Source organism: Pseudomonas sp. 3B-A001-10F, assembly GCF_056313565.1.
Genome location: NZ_JBQYFW010000001.1, coordinates 456,099 through 475,581 on the forward strand (window position 1 = coordinate 456,099; position 19,483 = coordinate 475,581).

Annotated in this window: 15 protein-coding genes; 6 read left to right on the top strand and 9 right to left on the bottom strand. The window is 59.7% G+C overall.

What is annotated here, in order from left to right:
* The first annotated feature begins 38 nt into the window (after nt 1–38).
* Together AC0ZWN_RS02195 and AC0ZWN_RS02200 are read left to right on the top strand one after the other, a co-directional pair.
* Nucleotides 39–635 carry a paraquat-inducible protein A gene (locus tag AC0ZWN_RS02195; RefSeq protein ID WP_093437478.1) on the top strand — a complete coding sequence of 199 codons (597 nt, stop codon included), beginning with the start codon at nt 39–41 and terminating at the stop codon, nt 633–635.
* Nucleotides 632–1,321, top strand: coding sequence for a paraquat-inducible protein A (locus tag AC0ZWN_RS02200; protein ID WP_476333898.1), 690 nt, complete (start codon nt 632–634; stop codon nt 1,319–1,321). Before AC0ZWN_RS02195 ends, AC0ZWN_RS02200 begins: the two co-directional genes overlap by 4 nt.
* On the opposite strand, the gene ydiJ is transcribed toward AC0ZWN_RS02200, so the two are convergent.
* Nucleotides 1,254–4,280 carry a D-2-hydroxyglutarate dehydrogenase YdiJ gene (gene ydiJ / locus AC0ZWN_RS02205; RefSeq protein ID WP_476333899.1) on the bottom strand — a complete coding sequence of 1,009 codons (3,027 nt, stop codon included), beginning with the start codon at nt 4,278–4,280 and terminating at the stop codon, nt 1,254–1,256. The two genes, AC0ZWN_RS02200 and ydiJ, sit on opposite strands and share 68 nt — an antisense overlap.
* A 157-nt stretch (nt 4,281–4,437) precedes the next feature.
* On the opposite strand from ydiJ, the gene AC0ZWN_RS02210 reads away from it, so the two are divergent.
* Nucleotides 4,438–5,322: a LysR substrate-binding domain-containing protein gene (locus AC0ZWN_RS02210; protein ID WP_476333900.1), complete on the top strand. Its 885-nt coding sequence runs from the start codon at nt 4,438–4,440 to the stop codon at nt 5,320–5,322.
* 111 nt (nt 5,323–5,433) lie between these two features.
* Here AC0ZWN_RS02210 and AC0ZWN_RS02215 read toward each other — a convergent pair whose 3' ends face one another.
* Nucleotides 5,434–6,708, bottom strand: coding sequence for a glucarate dehydratase family protein (locus AC0ZWN_RS02215; RefSeq protein ID WP_099758726.1), 1,275 nt, complete (start codon nt 6,706–6,708; stop codon nt 5,434–5,436).
* Nucleotides 6,709–6,738: 30 nt separating this feature from the next.
* Complete coding sequence (locus AC0ZWN_RS02220) at nt 6,739–8,106, bottom strand: MFS transporter (RefSeq protein ID WP_093437454.1); 1,368 nt, start codon at nt 8,104–8,106, stop codon at nt 6,739–6,741.
* Nucleotides 8,107–8,225: 119 nt separating this feature from the next.
* Between AC0ZWN_RS02220 and AC0ZWN_RS02225 the strand changes: the two genes are divergently transcribed.
* Complete coding sequence (locus AC0ZWN_RS02225) at nt 8,226–9,146, top strand: LysR family transcriptional regulator (protein WP_320337058.1); 921 nt, start codon at nt 8,226–8,228, stop codon at nt 9,144–9,146.
* A gap of 118 nt (nt 9,147–9,264) precedes the next feature.
* On the opposite strand, the gene AC0ZWN_RS02230 is transcribed toward AC0ZWN_RS02225, so the two are convergent.
* The 6 genes from AC0ZWN_RS02230 to AC0ZWN_RS02255 form a co-directional block, all read right to left on the bottom strand.
* Nucleotides 9,265–9,870, bottom strand: coding sequence for a DUF6338 family protein (locus AC0ZWN_RS02230; protein WP_320337059.1), 606 nt, complete (start codon nt 9,868–9,870; stop codon nt 9,265–9,267).
* Nucleotides 9,871–9,972: 102 nt separating this feature from the next.
* Nucleotides 9,973–11,586, bottom strand: a complete 1,614-nt coding sequence (locus AC0ZWN_RS02235) for a GMC family oxidoreductase (RefSeq protein WP_476333901.1) — start codon at nt 11,584–11,586, stop codon at nt 9,973–9,975.
* Between the two features lie 163 nt (nt 11,587–11,749).
* A complete protein-coding gene (locus AC0ZWN_RS02240) occupies nt 11,750–12,967 on the bottom strand; it encodes a mandelate racemase/muconate lactonizing enzyme family protein (RefSeq protein ID WP_476333902.1) in 1,218 nt (405 codons plus the stop codon).
* A gap of 1 nt (nt 12,968) precedes the next feature.
* Nucleotides 12,969–14,288, bottom strand: a complete 1,320-nt coding sequence (locus tag AC0ZWN_RS02245; RefSeq protein WP_476333903.1) for an MFS transporter — start codon at nt 14,286–14,288, stop codon at nt 12,969–12,971.
* 82 nt (nt 14,289–14,370) lie between these two features.
* Nucleotides 14,371–15,795 (bottom strand): aldehyde dehydrogenase, encoded by a 1,425-nt coding sequence (gene aldA, locus AC0ZWN_RS02250; protein ID WP_476333922.1) that lies wholly within the window; start codon nt 15,793–15,795, stop codon nt 14,371–14,373.
* A 234-nt stretch (nt 15,796–16,029) separates the two neighbouring features.
* A complete protein-coding gene (locus AC0ZWN_RS02255) occupies nt 16,030–16,962 on the bottom strand; it encodes a LysR substrate-binding domain-containing protein (protein ID WP_476333904.1) in 933 nt (310 codons plus the stop codon).
* A 186-nt stretch (nt 16,963–17,148) separates the two neighbouring features.
* Here AC0ZWN_RS02255 and AC0ZWN_RS02260 point away from each other — a divergent pair, with 186 nt between their 5' ends.
* Both AC0ZWN_RS02260 and AC0ZWN_RS02265 read left to right on the top strand, forming a co-directional pair.
* On the top strand, nt 17,149–18,327 hold the full coding sequence (locus tag AC0ZWN_RS02260; protein ID WP_476333906.1) for a hypothetical protein: 1,179 nt from the start codon (nt 17,149–17,151) through the stop codon (nt 18,325–18,327).
* A gap of 207 nt (nt 18,328–18,534) precedes the next feature.
* A complete protein-coding gene (locus tag AC0ZWN_RS02265; RefSeq protein ID WP_093437416.1) occupies nt 18,535–19,410 on the top strand; it encodes a LysR substrate-binding domain-containing protein in 876 nt (291 codons plus the stop codon).
* Nucleotides 19,411–19,483: the final 73 nt, after the last annotated feature.

Consider the following 19,483-nt stretch of genomic DNA (forward strand, 5'->3'; position numbering starts at 1 on the left):
GTCCCCCTGCCCTTGCGGCCTGTTGTCGAGCGTTGTCCATGGTCAACACCGAACACCTGATCATTTGCGAGCACTGCGACTGCGTGTACGAAAAAGCCGTGCTGGCCAAACACCAGAAAACCTCGTGCGTGCGTTGTGGCGGCGTGCTCCAGCGCTTCAACGGTTTGACCGTCGAACAGCGCCTGGCCCTGACCTTCACGGCGGCGATGCTGTGGCTGTTTGCCAATTTCTATCCGGTGATGAGCATCAGCCTCAAAGGCCTGAAAAACAGTGCGACGCTGTGGGATTCTGTGCTGGCGCTGAGTCAGGGGCCGATCACCTTCATAGCGATGGTCGCGGCAATTTCGATCATTATTGCCCCGGCATTTCAACTGGTCCTGCTGACCTGGGTGCTTAGCTTCGCGCTGTCATCGCGACGCGCACCGGGGTTCAAGTTGTGCATGCGCTGGCTGGAAACCCTGCGGCCGTGGAGCATGCTCGAAGTGTGCCTGCTGGGGGCGATGGTCGCGGTGTTCAAACTGGCGGGATTGCTCGACGTGTTGCCCGGCATCGGCCTGTTCGCATTGGCCGTGCTGAGTTTGATGATGATCAGGATTGCCGGCCGCGATATCCGCGACCTATGGGATATTCCATGAACCGACCCGCGACTGCCAGCGAACTCAACCTGTGCCTGTGCCACAGCTGTGGCTTGGCTTGCGACATGACCGACGAGCCGCACGAGTGCCCACGTTGCGACGCGCCGCTGCACCGGCGCAAGACCAATTCACTGGCGCGCACCTGGGCCTACATGCTCGCGGCGCTGGCGTTTTACGTGCCGGCCAATCTGCTGCCGGTGATGAACACCACCATGCTTGGCAGCGGGTCTGACAGCACGATCATGAGCGGCGTGCTGGAGTTCTGGCAGCATGGCGCGTGGGACATCGCACTGATCATCTTCATCGCCAGTATCGCCGTGCCGGGCGTCAAGTTCGTCGCCCTGTCGCTGTTGTTGATCACTGTGCAACGCGACAGTAGCTGGGCACGCCGGGAGCGCTCGAAAATGTTCCGCTTCGTCGAGCTGATCGGCTACTGGTCAATGCTCGATGTGCTGGTGGTCGCACTGGTCGCAGCGTTGGTGAAGTTCCAGACACTGGGCGATATCGAACCGCGACCGGGCATCCTGTTCTTCGGCATGGTCGTGGTGCTGACCATGCTCTCGGCAATGAGCTTCGACCCTCGGCTGATCTGGGACAACGCTCCGGACGATGAACCACTCAGCGACGCAGAGCCGTCAGCAACACCTGCAACGGATGGCGCAGTGCCTGATCCGACTGGCGCTTGACCTGACTGCGGCAGGAATACCCCGTGGCCAACGCTTCACCCTGCTCTGCCGGCGCCGCCACCTGACGGGCCCACGACTGCTCGTAGATCACCGCTGAGGTTTCGCGGTTGCGCGCTTCGTGGCCGTAGGTCCCGGACATGCCGCAGCAACCGGTGGCTTGCGTGGCCAGTTTTAACCCTGCGCGCTCGAACACCTGTTCCCACTGCCGAGTCGCGGCCGGGGCGTTGGTTTTCTCGGTGCAATGGGCGAGCAGTCGGAACGAGGCGGTTTTATCCTGCGCCGCCTGCTCTGGCATGACCTTGAGCAACCATTCCTGCACCAGCGCCACCTCCGGGCATTGCTCCATGCCGGGGACTTTCAGGTATTCCTGGCGATACACCAGCGTCATCGCCGGATCGAGGCCCAGCAACGGCACACCAATGTCCGCCAAATCACGCAACTGCCGGGCATTGCGCAGCGCCGCGCGGTTGAACGCCGAGAGGAAGCCTTGCACATGCAATGGCTTGCCGTTGGCGCTGAACGGCGCGAGATACACCTGATAACCCAGACGCGAAATCAGCTCGACCAGATCCGCCAGCAACGGCGCTTCGAAGTAACGCGTGAAGGCATCCTGCACGATGACCACACTGCGCTCGCGTTGCGCCGGGGTCAGCGCCGACAAGGTCGACACCGTCGCTGGCTGCACCTGCCAACGGCGCATCGCCGCATGAAAATCAAAGCGACTGAGCAACGGCACATCGATCATGCCACCGACCCGTTCCAACAGGCTGCGAACAAATGCAGCGCCCATCAACCCGTTGTACAGCGCCGGAATCCGTGCCATGTACGGGATGCTGTATTCCAGCGAGGCGATCAGGTAATCCCGCGCCGGGCGCAGATAACGGCTGTGATACAGCTCAAGAAAACGCGAACGAAACTCCGGCACATTGACCTTGACCGGGCACTGCCCCGCGCAGGATTTGCACGCCAGGCAACCGGCCATGGCGTCGTAGACTTCGTGGGAAAAGTCTTCGGCCTGCGCACGACTGTTGCGCCAGCGCTGCCACAACGTGCTGAAAAACGCCGGCTTGCGAATCGCCTCGGACAATACGTCAACGCCCGCCTCGCCCTGCAAACGCAGCCACTCGCGGATCAACGAGGCACGGCCCTTGGGCGACTGAGCGCGCTCGCGGGTGGCTTTCCACGACGGGCACATGGCGTCGTCGGGGTCAAAGTTGTAGCAGGCGCCGTTGCCGTTGCAGTGCATGGCCGCGCCGTAGCTCTGCCAGACCTTTTCGTCGATCTGTCGATCGAGTTCACCGCGCAAAGTCACTTCGTCGATTTTCAGCAGCGCAGCGCCAGTGTTGGCCGGGGTGGCGATTTTGCCGGGGTTGAACTGATTGAACGGGTCGAACGCGGCCTTCAAGGCTTGCAGCGCCGGGTAGAGTTCACCGAAGAAGGCCGGCGCATATTCCGAGCGCAAGCCTTTGCCGTGCTCGCCCCACAGAAGGCCACCGTAACGCTGGGTCAGCGCGGCGACACCATCGGACACCGGACGCACCAGCGCCGCTTGCTGCGGATCTTTCATGTCGAGGATCGGCCGCACGTGCAGCACGCCTGCATCGACGTGACCGAACATGCCGTATTGCAAACCGTGGCTGTCGAGCAGGTCGCGCAATTCAGCGATGTACTCGGCCAAGTGCTGCGGCGGTACCGCGGTGTCTTCCACAAACGGCTGCGGCCGCGCTTCACCGGCAACGTTGCCGAGCAGGCCTACCGCGCGTTTGCGCATGCCGTAGACCTTGTTTACCGCAGCGTGCCCGACCGCCAGCGTGTGGCCCAAACGCTCGACAGTACGGTCGCTGCTCAAGTGCTCGACAAACGCCTCGACCCGGTGCTGCAAATCCTCCGGATCGTCGCCGCAGAACTCCACCAGATTGATGCCCAGGGTCGGCCGCTCGGCGCTTTCCGGGAAATACTCGGCGACGCCGTGCCAGACGATGTCCTGCATCGCCAGCAGCAAGACTTTCGAGTCAACGGTTTCGATCGACAAGGGTTTGAGCGCCATCAAGGCGCGGGCGTCGCGCAGTGCGTCCATGAACCCGGCGTAGCGGATGTTCACCAGCATCGTGTGTTTGGGAATCGGCAGTACGTTCAGCCGCGCTTCGACGACAAATCCCAGCGAGCCTTCGGCACCGCACAGCACGCTGTTGAGGTTGAAGCGATTGTCCGCCTCACGCAGGTGTGCGAGGTCATAACCGGTCAGGCAACGGTTGAGATCGGGGAAACGCTGTTTGATCAGCTCGCCCTGCTCATCAATGATCTGCCGGGCGCAACGGTAGACTTCACCGACGCGATCTTCGCGGGCGCACAGGGCTTCGAGTTCGCTTTCCGCAAGAGGCTGCCCGTGCAGGCGCTCACCGCCGCGCAAGATCATGTCGAGTTCGAGCACATGGTCGCGGGTCTTGCCATAGGTGCAACTGCCCTGACCACTGGCATCGGTGTTGATCATGCCGCCGACGGTGGCGCGGTTGGAGGTCGACAATTCCGGGGCGAAAAACAGCCCGGCGGATTTCAGCGCGGCGTTGAGCTGATCCTTGACCACCCCGGCCTGCACCCGCACCCAGCGCTGCTCGACGTTGATTTCCAGAATGCGGTTCATGTGCCGCGACAGATCGACGACGATGCCGTCCGTCAGCGATTGGCCGTTGGTGCCGGTGCCGCCACCGCGCGGGGTGATCACCACTTGCTGATAGGCCGGTTCGGCGATCAACCGCGCCACCCGCGCCACGTCCTCAGCGTCCATCGGAAACACCGCCGCTTGCGGCAGGCGCTGATAGATCGAATTGTCAGTCGCCAGTACCACGCGGCTGGCGTAATCGGCGCTGATTTCACCGCGAAAGCCGCTGGCTTTCAGGGCTTTGAGGAACTGCTGGTAATCGCTGGTCAGGGCTTTGGCGGGGGACAGCTGGGCAATCATCGGTCAGGTTATCTCGGTCAAATCGGGCCGCGTGGCGGTGAACAGTTGTACGCAACGAATGATTGCGTCAGGCTCCGCCATCTCATGGTGCCCATGTTCATTGCTGGTGAACGCCGGGACAACCGTAAATTCGACCCGCTATTGATGACTTTTACGAATGAATCCGCGCACGCTCACGCCTTCCATGTCGTTATTGCTGGCTTTCGAGGCCGCCGCACGCCACGAAAGCTACACCCGCGCCGCTCATGAACTGTCGCTGACGCAGAGTGCGGTCAGCCGTCAGGTGCAGATTCTCGAGAAAATGCTCGGCATGCGCCTGTTCACGCGCGAAGGCCGGCAAGTGGTGCTGACCGATGTCGGACGCATGTATCAGCGCGAACTTGCTGAAGCGCTTGGGCAGATTCGCAGCGCGACGTTGCAGGCCATGGCGTTTGGTTCGGGCATTCACAGCTTGCGCCTGGCAACGCTGCCGACTTTCGGCTCGAAATGGTTGCTGCCGCGCCTGAAGGATTTCTACACCGCGCACCCGGGCATGACCGTGCATTTGCATTCGCGGATCGAAGCGATCGACTTCGATACCAGCGAAATCGATGCGGCAATCTGCGTTGGCGGTGGTGACTGGCCGGCATTGACCGCCCTGCCCCTGCATACCGAAGAACTGGTGGTGATCGCCAGTGCGCAGTTGTCCGTCGCCGAACGCGACGACGCCGAACAACACATCGCCGGGCAACTGCTGCTCAATGTCAGCAGCAATGCCCAGGCGTGGGCGGAGTGGTTCAGCCATCAAGGTCTGCCGCACCGCAGCATGCGTATCGGGCCGAGCTTTGAAATGACTTCGCACTTGATTCAGGCAGTGCGGGCCAATATTGGTGTGGGGTTGGTGCCGCGAATTCTGGTTGAGGATGAGTTGTTGAAGGGTGAGCTGCTGCAGCTGGGTGAGGCGATTACCAGTCGCCGCAGCTATTACCTGGTGTATCCGCCACGAAATGAGAATTTGCCGTCGCTGAAAGCGTTTCGGGATTGGCTGGTGCATACACTCTGAAAGAATGAGTCGCCCCCTTCGCGAGCAAGCTCGCTCCCACAAAGGATTTGTGAACGCCACAGATCAAATGTGGGAGCGAGCTTGCTCGCGAAGAGGCCAGCGAGCACGACATCAAAATCTCGGCTTTACCGCCCTCCAGTCCGGCTTGTAGCGCTGCATCTGCCGCACATCATCGCGCTGACGAATCCCGCACGTCAGGTACTGATCATGCAGCTTGCCCAACTGATCCCGGTCCAGCTCCAGCCCAAGCCCCGGCGCTCGGGTGATCTTCACGCAACCATCGACAATCGGCAGTTTGCCACCCTTGATCACCTCCTCATCCGGCTCCTGCCACGGGTAATGGGTGTCGCAGGCGTAATCCAGATTCGGCACCGCCGCCGCGACATGCGCCATCGCCATCAGGCTGATACCCAGGTGTGAATTGGAATGCATCGACACACCGAGACCGAACACATCGCACATCTTCGCCAGCGTCTGCGTGTCGCGCAGGCCACCCCAGTAATGGTGATCGGCAAGCACGATCTGCACACTGTTCTGCGCAACGCTGCGACGGAACTCGTCGAAATCGGTGACCACCATATTGGTCGCCAGCGGCAGACCAGTACGCTTGTGCAGTTCGGCCATGCCGTCGAGGCCCGGGGTCGGGTCTTCGTAATACTGCAAATCATCGCCGAGCAACTCGGCCATGCGAATCGAGGTTTCCAGCGACCAGTTGCCGTTCGGATCGATGCGCAACGGGTAACCGGGAAAAGCCTTTTTCAACGCTTTGATGCACGCCACCTCATGCTCCGGCGGCAAGGTGCCGGCCTTGAGCTTGATGCTCTTGAAACCGTACGCCTCGATCATCCGCGCGGCTTGGGCGACGATCTGCTGCTCGCTGAGCGCCTCGCCCCAATTGTCCGGTTTGTACGGCGAATCAACATGCTGCGCATACTTGAAGAACAGGTAGGCGCTGAACGGCACTTCATCGCGAATGGCACCGCCGAGCAGATCCACCAGCGGCACATTGAGGTAATGCGCCTGCAAGTCGAGGAACGCCACTTCGAACGCCGAATAAGCATTGCTCACCGCTTTGCTGGCATGAGAACCGGGCGCCAGTTCGGCACCAGCAATGCTTGCAGGTTTGTTCGCGGCAACGGTGGCCTGCACGATCGCGCGCAACTGGTTGAGGTTGAATGGGTCGAGGCCGATCAACTGCGCCTGCAACTGCTGCTGGATCGCCAGCGCCGGGGCATCGCCATAGCTTTCGCCGAGGCCGATGTAGCCGTTATCGCTTTCGATCTCGATGATCGAGCGCAGGGCAAAGGGTTCGTGGATGCCGCTGGCGTTGAGCAGCGGCGGATCGCGGAAGGCAATCGGAGTCACGGTGACACGGGTGATTTTCAAGATAACGCTCCTGACAGATCAACAATCAATTCAATGGCTCGCGGCCGGTCTGGCCGTCGCGACAACGGCGGTCTCGTCATGGGGCTTTGCCGGAGTTTTACCCTTGGCACCCGGGGCCGTGCGAGCAAAGAAGATCACCACTGCAGCGACCAGTGACGTCGCCGCCAGGCCATAAAGACCGCCCTCGATGGAGCCAGTGGTTTCTTCGAGGATGCCGAACGCCGTCGGTGCAACGAAGCCGCCGAGGTTGCCGATGGAGTTGATCAGGGCGATCACCGCAGCGGCGATACGCGCATCCAGATAGCTTTGCGGAATCGGCCAGAACAACGCCGACGCAGCCTTGAAGCCGATGGCGGCGAAACAGATGGCAACGAAGGCGAAGATCGGCCCGCCAGTGGTCGACATGAACATGCCGATCGCCGCGATCACCAGCGTCAGCGCGACCCAGGCTTGCTGAAACTTCCACTTGCCGGCCATCGCCGCAAAACCGTACATGGCAACAATCGAAATGATCCACGGAATCGAATTGAGCAGGCCGACCTGGAAGTCACCGAGGTTGCCCATCTTCTTGATCATGCTCGGCAGCCAGAACGTCGCGCCGTAAATGGTCAGGGCAATGGAGAAGTAGATGAAACAGAACAGCGCAATCTGCCGATCCGCCAACAACTTGAACATCGACGGTTTGGCCACTTGCACCGCCTCACGAGCGCGCTGCTCTTCGGCAATTGCCGCCACCAGCGCTTCGCGTTCCTCTTCGCTCAGCCACTTGGCCTGACGCGGATGCGATTGCAGCCAGAACCAGACAAATGCGCAGAGCACCACCGATGCGGCACCCTCGATCAGGAACATCCACTGCCAGCCATGCAAACCCAGGCCACTGATATGCAGCAACGCACCGGACACCGGGCCGGAGATCACCGAGGCAATCGCCGAACCGCTGAGAAACACCGCCATGGTCTTGCCGCGCTCGGAGGCTGGCAGCCATTGGGTGAAGTAATAAATGATCCCCGGAAAGAACCCTGCTTCGGCCGCGCCGAGAATAAAGCGCAGCACATAGAAACTGGTTTCACCTCTAACGAACGCCATGGCCATGGCGGCCGCGCCCCAGGTGAACATGATCCGCGTCAGCCAGACCCGTGCGCCGTACCGTTGCAGGAGCATGTTGGACGGCACTTCGAACAGCGCGTAGCCAACAAAGAACAAACCGGCACCGAGGCCGTAAGCCGCCGCACCGATGCCGAGGTCGGTTTCCATGTGACTGCGCACAAAACCGATGTTGACCCGATCGATGTAGTTGACGATGAACATCACCACGAACAGCGGCAGCACGTGGCGCTTGACCTTGGCGGCGGCACGGGCAAGCACCGTGACGTCCAGCGGACTCTGGAGGGTTTTCAAGGGGCGACTCCCGATCTTGTTTTTTTAGGGATGGCGTAAAGCGATGGGTCGATCATGGACGGCGATCATTGATCCCGTCTAATCTAACTTGGCATTCGATTGATACCCGGATTAGATCAATGTTCGAACTGACTCAACTGCGCTGCTTCACCACGGTCGCCACCGAACTCAACTTTCGCCGCGCTGCCGAGCGACTGAACATGACGCAGCCGCCGCTGAGCCGGCAGATTCAGTTGCTTGAGCATCACCTCGGCGTCGAACTGTTTACCCGCAGCACTCGCAGCGTCGCGCTAACGGCTGCCGGTCGGGCGTTCTTCGTCGAAGCACAGAACCTGCTGGAGCGCGCACAGCAAGCAGCCGTCACTGCCCGGCGATTTGCCGAGGGCGACATCGGTACGGTGAACATCAGTTTTGTCGGCAGCGCGGTGTATGAATTTCTGCCTAAGGTGATTGCCGAGGCGCGCCTGAAACAACCGCAGGTGAAAATTGATCTGTCGGAAATGAACACTTACCAGCAGCACGAAGCCCTGCGCGCACGACGCATTGATCTGGGCATCGCCCGTGCGCCGCTATTGGAGCCTGGCTACGCGACTGAATGCCTGGTGCGCGAACCGTTTGTACTGGCGGTGCCGAGCGGACACCCATTGGCGTCGGCGGCTGAAGTGGCGGTCAGTGATCTGGATAAACAACCGTTCCTGATGTACTCCCATGCCGCGTATCCGCCGTTCAATGAACTGCTGACCGGCATGCTGCGCTCGGCCCGGGTTGCACCGGATTACGTGCAGTGGCTGGGTTCATCACTGACGATTCTGGCACTGGTGAATGCGGGCATGGGCCTGGCGCTGGTACCGCGCTGCGCCACCAGTGTGGTGTTCAAGAATGTGGTATTTCGCGATATCGATCTGGGCGAAGGGGTGCAGAGCGAGCTGCATCTGATCTGGCGGGAGAACAACGACAACCCGGCGTTTGCGATGTTGCTGGAAGCGATTCGCCGGGCGGTGGCTGAGGGGTGGGGCCAAGTGACTGGCGACGCTGATTAGCGCTTTGGCGGTGGAGGCGCACTGGGTCCTTTAACCAGGGGTTTTGCCAATGGCTTACCGTCTGGGCCTACAAATAAGCGCGCGATGTGAGGTGGAATTGGGGTTGGTTCTTTTGCACTCATAATAAATCCTCCTTGACGGAACTGAATTCGACCCACTGAACTTTCGAGGAATCTATCACCAATAATTCGGCGCCAAAAGGGAGCGCCAAGCCATCATCACCAAGCCAGTGGGGATTTAACACGATGAACTGTCCTTCCGATGGTCCGGTGGGCCACTCCAGCGGCCAGCCAAACAATCGCCGCTCATCACTCAGATGCAAAGTAACAAGGCGATCGTGCCCCTCAAAAGCGCTGTACCACTCGCTGGGATGGGAGTTTTTCCGCGTCAGATTTCGTTTGCGTAGCGACGCATGCAACACCCCATTTGAAGCCAAGTAACAGGAAAGGCCGCCGAGATATACTGAAACAATAAAGGCCCACAAAGCCTCGGCCCGAGCATCCCACTTCCCTACAGAAAATCCTTTCGAACCCACCCAAAGACACAGAGTGCCAATCCCCAATACCGCGCCCTGAATCACAAACGTAAAAATCAACGCCTGCACAATCTGCCCAAACGTATCGGGTCGTTTGAAAGCCGTCAGCGAATAAAAAATCCACGCCGACAAAAAACCGGGAATCAGGTACTGCAACAGCGGAATTACTTCTTTGACCAGATCATCCATGATCCGAGGCTCCTTGAAAGACCGGCCGATCTGACTATCGACCGCCCCTCAAAAGCCTAGTGCACACGGCTGAAAACCCTCATGCGCAACTGTCACCACTCATTACGCATCCTGCAAAATCAGATCCGCGCCCTTCTCCGCCACCATCAACACCGCCGCGTGAGTATTGCCCGATGTCACGTTCGGAAAGATCGACGCATCAACAATCCGCAGCCCTTGGAAACCGTGCACCTTCAGCCGCTTGTCGACCACCGACGTCTGCTCGTCAGCGCCCATCGCGCACGAACCGCAGAGGTGATAGATCGAGCCACAGTTATCACGGAAGTACTGCAACATCTGTTCGTCTGTTTCTACCGCCGGCCCAGGCAAAACTTCGTCAACGGTAATGGATTTTAGCGCCGGCGCATTCATGATCTTGCGCATCAGGCGACTGCCTTGAATCACCTCGTCGATATCCTTTTGCGTGCTCAGGTAATTCGGATCGATCAGCGCCGCATCCCGGGGATTTTTCGAGGCGATTTCGATATGCCCACGGCTGGTCGGTCGGCACGGATTGAAGCACAGCAGAAAGCCGGAATATGGCTCAGGCTTGAGGCTGGCCTTGTTGTTTTTCGGGATCTGGTACGACAGCGGGTTGAAATACAGCTGCAGGTTCGGGTGATTCTGCTGCGCGTCGCCACGGAAAAAACCACCGGCCTGATTGACGCTCATGGCCAAGGCGCCCTTGCGCGTCAGCAGGTATTTCACGCCGAGTTTGAACTGACCGAACAGCGAACTCAGTTCATCGTTGAGCGTCGGGATATTGGCCTTGTAGTAATAGCTGGCGCACAGGTGATCCTGCAGGTTCTTCCCGACTGCCGGCAGGTGTTTGACCAAGGGAATCTGATGTTTGGCCAGAAGCTCACGATCCGCCACGCCGGACAGTTGCAGGATCTTCGGTGTGTCGACGGCACCTGCACACAAGATCACTTCCTTGCGTGCGGTAAAGGTTCGTACTACGCCATGCTGAGTAATCGAGATCCCGGTCGCATGTTGTTGCGCGTCATCAAACAACACCCGATCCACCAGCGCGAAGTGCTCGACCGTCAGGTTCGGCCGCTTCAGTGCTGGATGCAGATGCGCGAAGCTGCTGGAGCAGCGCTGACCGTTCTTGGTGTTGACGTCGTAGAGACCCGCCCCTTCGAACTTCGCTCCGTTGAAATCTTCACTGCGCGGATAGCCGAGTTCCGAGCAGCCCTCAAGAAACACATCGCAGATCGGATGGGTCTGGCCCTTCATCGGCGTAATACTGATCGGGCCGCTGCCACCGTGATATTCGCTGTCACCCAGTGGATGATTTTCCAGTTTGCGGAAGTACGGCAACACGTCCTTGAAGCCCCAGCCGTCGTTGCCATTGGCGGCCCAATCATCAAAATCATGAGCCTGGCCGCGCACGTAGATCATCGCGTTGATCGAGCCGGAGCCGCCCTGCACCTTGCCGCGCGGTGCGTAGATTTCGCGGTTGCTCAGTTGTTTCTGTGGCTGGCTGTAATACATCCAGTTGAAGGTCGGGTTGTAATACATTTTGGCGAAGCCGACCGGAATCTTGAACCACAGGGAACTGTCCTTGCCGCCCGCTTCCAGCAACAGCACGGTGTATTGGCCCGAGGCCGAGAGCCGGTTGGCCAGCACGCAGCCAGCGGCGCCGGCGCCAGCGATGATGTAGTCGTATGTCATGCACGGTTACCGCGTAAGTCGTTGTACAAAATTCGCCGCCCTTGTGGGAGCGAGCTTGCTCGCGAAGACTGCCTGTCAGCTCGCATTTTCATTGCCTGACACCCCGTCGGTTCGCGAGCGAGCTCACGCCCACAGGGGACTGGCCTGGCAATCAAAGCCTGTGTCAGCCGCGAGCTGGTGAGTTGTCTTTCACGTCCACCGGGGTCGGCGCCATCTGCAGGTGCAAACGCTCGCCGGTGTACGGCGAATGCTTGCGCACCACGTCCATGTTCAGCTCAACCCCCAGGCCCGGCTCGGTGGACGGAATGATGTAGCCGTCCTCCCACTGCAACGGTTTGGTCAGCACTTGCGCGTGGAAGCCACCCCACGTCTCGATGCTTTCCTGAATCAGGAAATTCGGCGTACAGGTTGCCAACTGGAAACTCGCCGCCGCGCCAATCGGCCCGTTGTACAAGTGCGGGGCGATTTGCGCGTAGTAGGCTTCGGCCATGCTGGCGATCTTCTTGGCTTCGAGCAGACCGCCGCAGCGCGCCACGTTCATCTGCAGAATCGACGCGCCGCCAGCCTGCAACAGCTTGAAGAATTCGTACTTGGTGGTCAGGCGCTCGCCAGTGGCGATCGGGATGCTGGTCTTCGCCGCGACCTGCGCCATGGCCTCTTCCTGGCCCGGCGGCACTGGCTCTTCGAACCACAGCGGGTCGTATTTCTCCAGACGCTTGGCCAGGCGGATTGCCGACGAGGGCACCATCTGCCCGTGGGTACCGAAGAGCAGGTCGCACTTGTCGCCGACTGCTTCGCGAATCTTGCGGCAGAAGGTTTCGCATCGCTCCAGCACTTCCAGCGAAATCTGGTGCCCGGAGTACGCGGTGTAAGGGCCGGCCGGATCAAACTTCACGGCGGTGAAGCCCTTGTTCATGTTCTCTATCGCGCACTCGGCGGCCAGATCCGGGTCGTCGTAGTCGTACTCGCCACGGCTGTTGATGGGGTACAGGTAGGTGTAGGAACGCAGACGTTCATTGACCTTGCCGCCGAGCAACTCGTAAACCGGTTTGTTCGCGGCTTTGCCGATGATGTCCCAGCAGGCCATCTCCAGACCGCTGACCACGCCCATCATGGTCAGATCGGGACGCTGGGTGAATCCGCTGGAATACGCCTGGCGAAAGAAGCGCTCGATGTGGTGCGGATCGTGATTGAGCAGGTAACGTTCGAACACGTCCTCAATGATCGGCAACATGGCTTTCGGGCCGAAGGTCGCGGCGTAGATCTCGCCGACACCTTCAATGCCACAATCGGTCTTCAGCTTGACGAACAGCCAGTACATGCCGCCGATGTGCGGTGGCGGTACGGCAACGATATGGGTTTCAAGGGCGATGATTTTCATCTCAGGCACCTGCTTTTTTCGAAGATTGACGATTGATTCGGGCACGCAAGGTCACGGCAGCGAGGGTGCCGATCAGACCGATAGTCGCGATGTAGCCGAAGTAGAGCTTGTAGCCGAGGGCGCCGGGAAAGTGCTCGGTGAGGTAGCCGTTGATCAGCGGGATAAAGGCATCCGGCATGTAACCGACCACCGAGACGATACCGATGGCCAGACCGGTGATGCGCAGCGGAATGTTGCAGCTGTCGAGAATCGCCCAGTACAGACCACGAATCGCGTAAGTCATCAGGCCGATGAAAATCACCGTGCCGATCAGCAGCCCCATACTGTTAAGTCCCGGAAATACGATAAGCCCGACGATGGCCAGACTGGCCAGCAGCAGCGCGACGATCAGCACCGAGATATTCGAGAACCTGTCGCCCAGCCAGCCGCCACCGATGCCGCCGATCGGGCGCATCCACAACTTGATAGTGGTGATGGTGCCGGCCATGACCGCCGTCATGCCGCTGCCTTGCAAGTAATCGGAGAAACTGTAGGTCGCCCAGAAGATGTGATACCCGCAGAACACGATGGCGGTTACCAGCCACAGCTCCGGGATCTTCACCAGCGTGCCCAGATCGCTGAGCAGATTGAACTTGCCCTTCTCCACCGCGGGCGTGTCTTCCATCGACTTCGGGTCCTTGATCAGCACCAGCAAGCAGCCGATGGCGATACAGGTGAAGGCATACAGATAAACCACGTGTTTGAAGCCTTCGGCGGTCGACTCGCCCCGGGTCTCCGTGGCAAACGCGAACAGACCCAGCGCGACCGTCGCCAGCAACGCCTCAACCAGCCCGCGACCACCGTCGAGAATCCCGAAGAACCGGCCCTGTTCCGTGTGATGAGCAATCATCTTCACGCGCTTGAGCACCGAGGCCCAAAAGGTCAAACCGGTGGTCACCCCCCAGCAACCGAAGATGATCATCAGCCCGTTCATCGACGGTGCCGTCGAGTACCAAAGGCCCAGAGCACCGGTAGCCACCAGCGAGAAGAAAATCAGAAAGCGCGGCGCAACGCGGTCGGCCAGCCAACCGCTAGGTAGGTAGCTGAGCAGAAAAATCGTGCCGAGCATCGAGTACAAATAACCCAGCTCGCTGTGGTTGATCTGGAACACCTCGAGCATGGTCGTTTGATAGACCTGACGAAGATAGAGAATCGGATAGATTGCGCCGGCGGCGAGCACCAGCAACATCAATTGGAAATAGCGACTTCCCTTGTCGCTCTGGCTTTTCACAGCCGACGTGGAACCCTGAACAGCGGCAGCAGAGGATGCATGCTTGGACATTGAAGTGACCTCGGGCGACCCGTGCTCCGGGCGCCCCTGATAATTGTTTTTATAGGTGCAGCGTGAGGCGTGTTGCGGTGGATCAGTACTTCATGACCACGAGTCGGGTCTGGGTGAATTCGAGCATGCCGTGCTTGCCGTCATCGCCGCCCAGGCCCGAGCGTTTCCAGCCGGCGTGGTAGCCCTGATACGGGTCGGCCGGGGTGCGATTGACGTACAACTCGCCGGCCTCGATGGCGTTGGCGACTTTCTGTGCGGTGCGGTAGTTCTCGGTGTAGAGCACCGACGACAGACCGAACTGATGATCGTTGGCCATGGCCAGCGCTTCGTCGATGTCGCGGTATTTGAGTACCGGCAGCACCGGGCCGAAGATTTCTTCCTGAACGATTTCCATGTCCTGACGGCAACCGCTGAGCAGCGTCGGCGGGTAGAAATGCCCCGGGCCTTGCGGCAGCACGCCACCGCTTTCGAGCGTCGCGCCGGCAGCGATGGCGCGCTCGACCAAAGCATGGATGTTCCGCTGCGAACTGGCGTTGACCAGCGGTCCCATCAGGTTGGCGTCGGTGGCGCGGTCGCCGAATTTCACTTCAGCGATTTTGGCCTTGAGCAGTGCGAGGAACCGGTCGTAGACACTTTCCTGCACATAGACACGCTCTACCGCCGTGCACAACTGGCCGCAATGCGTGGTTTTCGACGCGATGATTGCTGTCGCGGCCGCTTCCAGGTCGGCATCCGCTTCGATGATCGCCGGGGTCTTGCCACCCAGTTCCAGCGAAGGTTTGGCGATGTTTGCCTTGCAATAATCGAGAACGATGCGCCCGGCGTTGACGCTGCCGGTCAGGGTAATAAGGCCCACGGCTTTATGGGTGCAAACGGCCGCTGCCGTGGCGTGATCCATGGTCAGGATGTTGATCACACCGGCCGGCATGCCCGATTGCTGCACCGCTTTGGCAATTTCAAATGCCGAAGTCGGCGTGTTGTTGCTCGGGCGCACCACCACAGTGTTACCGGCGATCAGCGCCGGGGCGATTTTGCGCAGCAACGTGTAAACCGGGTAGTTGAACGGGATCAGGCAGGCAACCACGCCGATCGGCTCGCGGTGCAGAAACAGGTTTTCGTCAGGGCTGTCGCTGGGGATGATTTCGCCTTCGATACGGCGCGCCCACTCTGCGTGGTAACGAGTGATCTGCGCGGCGTAACGGGCTTCGTTGCTGGCATCGCTGACGCTTTTGCCGGATTCGGCGGCCAGTGCGGCACCGATGGTTTCAGCGCGATCTTCAAGGGCGGCGGCCAAGGCTCGCAGATGTTCGGCGCGCTCGATGCTGGTGAGTTTGCCCCAGACCTTTTGTGCCGCTGCCGCCGCATCGACCGCCGCGGTGGCTTCTTCGGCGGTGGCACCCGACACATGGCCGAGCAACGCTTCGGTGGCAGGGTTGTAGACCGCGATCAGCGCCGCGCTGGCAGGCTCGATAAATTGGCCGTTAACAAAATTTCGCTCGGTTCGCATGTGCATCGCCCATCGTTTGTTTTTATCAATGCCACCAGTCTTGTCATCGATGGCGGGTTGAACAAACGATTTATCGGGCGGTTAAACATTCGAAAAATGCAGGTTACCCCCGTATCGGCACAAATCCCCTGTAGGAGTGAGCCCGCTCGCGATGGCGGTGTGTCAGCCACCTATTTTTCGCTGATACACCGCCATCGCGAGCAGGCTCACTCCTACAAGGGAATCTGGGCTGATTCAGATAGCAGCGGTCGAGGGCTCTAACTGGCGCTGCGCCAGCCAGATTTCCTCTTGCAGCCATTGCGAAAAAACCTGCAACTGCGGCATCTCGGTCTGCTCCGGCCGGGTCACCAGCCAATACGACTGGTGCCCCTCCACATGCACATTCAGCACTTGCGTCAACTGCCCGCTGGCCAGTTCCGCAGCGACCATGTGCCAGTCGGCTATGGTAATGCCCAGACCATCGGTCGCCGCCCGAATCGCCAGATCGAGCAGATCGAACTCGTAGCCGCCCTGGGTATCCACGCCGGTGATCCGCGCCGCATCGAGCCAATGTTTCCAGGTCAGATAACGCTGATCCTCCTTGGCCAATACGTGCAACAACGTCAGGCGATTGAGATCAATGCCCGACTCGCCAATTTCACGGGCATACAGAGAGGGGGCGCACACGGCGATATGGCGCTCCTGAATCAACAATGAACTGTCGAGACCGTCCCACTCGCCGTCGCCAAAACGGATCGCACAATCAAGCGTGCTGGTTTCCGCGAGGCTGTCCTGCAAGCGCGTGGTGATGCTCAATTCCAGCTCCGGATGCTGTTCGCGCAAACGGCCCAGACGCGGCATCAACCAGCGGCTGGTAAAGGTGGGCGGTGCGTTGATGTGCAAGCGGTTGGAGTGGGTTTTCTGCTGAATACTGCGCACTGTCAGCTCGATCTTGTCGAATGACTGGTGCAATGCCCGCAGGAGAATCTTGCCGGCACCGGTCAGCTCCAAATGGTGATGGCGGCGCTCCAGCAAACTCTCGCCGAGCTGTTCCTCCAATTGCCGCACCTGCCGGCTGACGGCGCTTTGGGTGACATTGAGCAACTCGGCGGCGCGGGTAAAACTACCGGTGCTGCCGGCCACCTCGAACGCTTTGAGTGCGTTCAGGCCGGGCATTTTGCGTTTCATATCAAGGCACTCGAAAACCACTGACAGGGCACAAAGCATCCCACGACTGTGCCGGACTGTCCTACAGGAATTTCCGAGTAACATGCATTCGATGCAGGTTTACTCACCGTTTTTATCGTTTGTTCAACCACCAGCGGATGGCAAAACTGCGCGGCATCTCTAATAAAAACAATCGAGAGCCGCTCCATGCCCTTCTCTGCTTCCTTTCGCTTGCGCACCACGTCCATCGTCCTGTTCTGCAGCATTACCGCTCCGGCGATGGCTGTGCAGGTCACCGACAATCTTGATCTGGGCGGCGCCATTCGTGCGCGCTGGGACCTGGACCCGGATCGCGACATTCAGAAGTTCGGTCTCGACACGGTATTCCTCAGTGCCAAGTACAATTCCGACAGCTGGATCGGTGAAGCGCAGTACCGCTTTTACGGTCGTTCGTATCCCTACCAGTACACGAAAAACTACGGCGACATCCAGTTCGCCAAGTTCGCGTGGGTCGGCTACAAATTCAATCCCGATCAGCAAGTGCAGGTCGGCCTGAACACCGTGCCGTTCGGCTTGCAGCCGTACTTCGGCAGCACCTTCTACGAAACCCTTGGCAACGTTATCGGCCTCGAAGACGTGCAACAGGTCGGCGCCAAGTACATCCAGCAAAGTGGCGACTGGAACGTCCAGGCCGGTTACTACCTGCGCCCGGCGTGGCAAGGCAAAGGCACCAGCAATGGCGTGAGCTACTCCAGCATCGTCTCCGAGGCCGACAGCTATGTCGCCGATGGCAGCGACAACCAGGAACGCAACACCGTGGTGCTGCGCGTGGCCAAGGCACTCGATCTGGGTCCGTGGAAGTCCGAGGTCGGTGTCTCCGGCCTGACTTCCAGCCTGCAGAACCGCGACACCCACAACGATGGCCGGCGCAACGCAGTGGCCATTCACTATCTGGGCAAGAACGGCCCATGGGGCGTGCAACTGCAAGCGGCGCGGCAACAGATGTCGCCGCGCAATCCCGGCAGTGATGAAGTGGTCACCCTCGGCGGCTACGACGGCACCTACAACGTCGCCAGTCGCGGCAATCTGTACGTGGCCGACCTGAGCTATGACGTCGGAGGCAAATACCTCTTTGATCAGGTCAGCGGGGTCAAGCTTTACGCCAACTACAGCGCCTTCGACAAATCCGCCAGCGGCTACAAGACGTCAGAGCGGATGATCCTCGGCAGCTCGTTTTCGGTGAGCAAATTGTGGGTCGCGGCCGAGTGGTTGTTTGGCCGGAATGATCCGTACATTGGCGGCAGCAGTTACACCCAGAGTCTGGCTGCGGGTGGGCTGGATCAGTGGGAGAACCAGGTGTATGTGAACGTTGGTTACTACTTCTGATCCAGATTGTTCGAATTCATGAAATAGCTATCGCGAGCAGGCTCGCTCCCACATTGGAATGCATTCCAGGGTAGGAGCGAGCCTGCTCGCGAAGGTGCCCGCACAAACAACCCTTGCATCAAACCCTGCGCAATAGTCAGATACCCCCTACAAACAAAACCTACAAAAACAAACCGAGCCAAACGCTCGATCCGGGGTTCTGCCTCCATGCGTCAACTGCCCTCCCTCAACACCCTGCGCGTGTTCGAAGAAGTCGCGCGTCATCGCAGCTTCAGCCAGGCCGCACTCGGCCTTAACGTCACCCAGGGCGCAGTCAGTCGCCAGATCAAACAACTCGAAGACTACCTCGGCGTCGCGCTGTTCGTGCGCACCCCGCAAGGCCTCTCGCTGACCGAAGCCGGCAGCAATCTCAAACCGCATCTGGCCGAAGCCTTCGATCATATGGAGCGCGCCCTGCAAGCGGTACGCGTGCCCAATCTGCGCCAGCGCCTGCGCGTACTCGCCCCACCGACCTGGGCCACGCGCTGGCTGTCGCCACACCTGCGCGCGTTCTGCCAGCGCTACCCCGACATCAGCCTCAGCGTGACCAATCAGGCCAGTCACGACAGCCTCGCGGACATCGATTGCCACATTCGTTTTGGCCTCGCCGCGTCAACGCACTGCGCCAGTCAGCTATTGGTCATGGAACGGCATATTGCGGTGGCCAGTCCGGAGCTGTTTAACGGCGATCAAGCGCCAGACCTGCACGAGTTTCCGTTGTTGCACATTCTGCATGACGGCAAACGCCTGAAGGTCTGGGAGAACTGGCTGGCGGCGATGGGGCGAGAGGATATCGATGCGGGACAAGGCTTGGAATTCAGCACGCTCGATCAGGTGATTCACACCGCACTGGCGGGTGGCGGACTGGCGGTGATTGATCGGCAGATGATCGAGAAGGAGTTGGCCAACGGCAGCCTGGTGCCGATCACTCCGATTGAAGTGATCGGCCCGTATGGGTATTGGCTGGATGTGGCGAATGACAAGCAAGGCCTGTCGAAAGTGAAGCTGTTCACCGATTGGCTGAGCCTGGTGAGCAATCCCTGAAAGAGCCCCTCACCCTAGCCCTCTCCCGGAGGGAGAGGGAACTGACCGAGGTGATTATTCGAACTACGCCGAC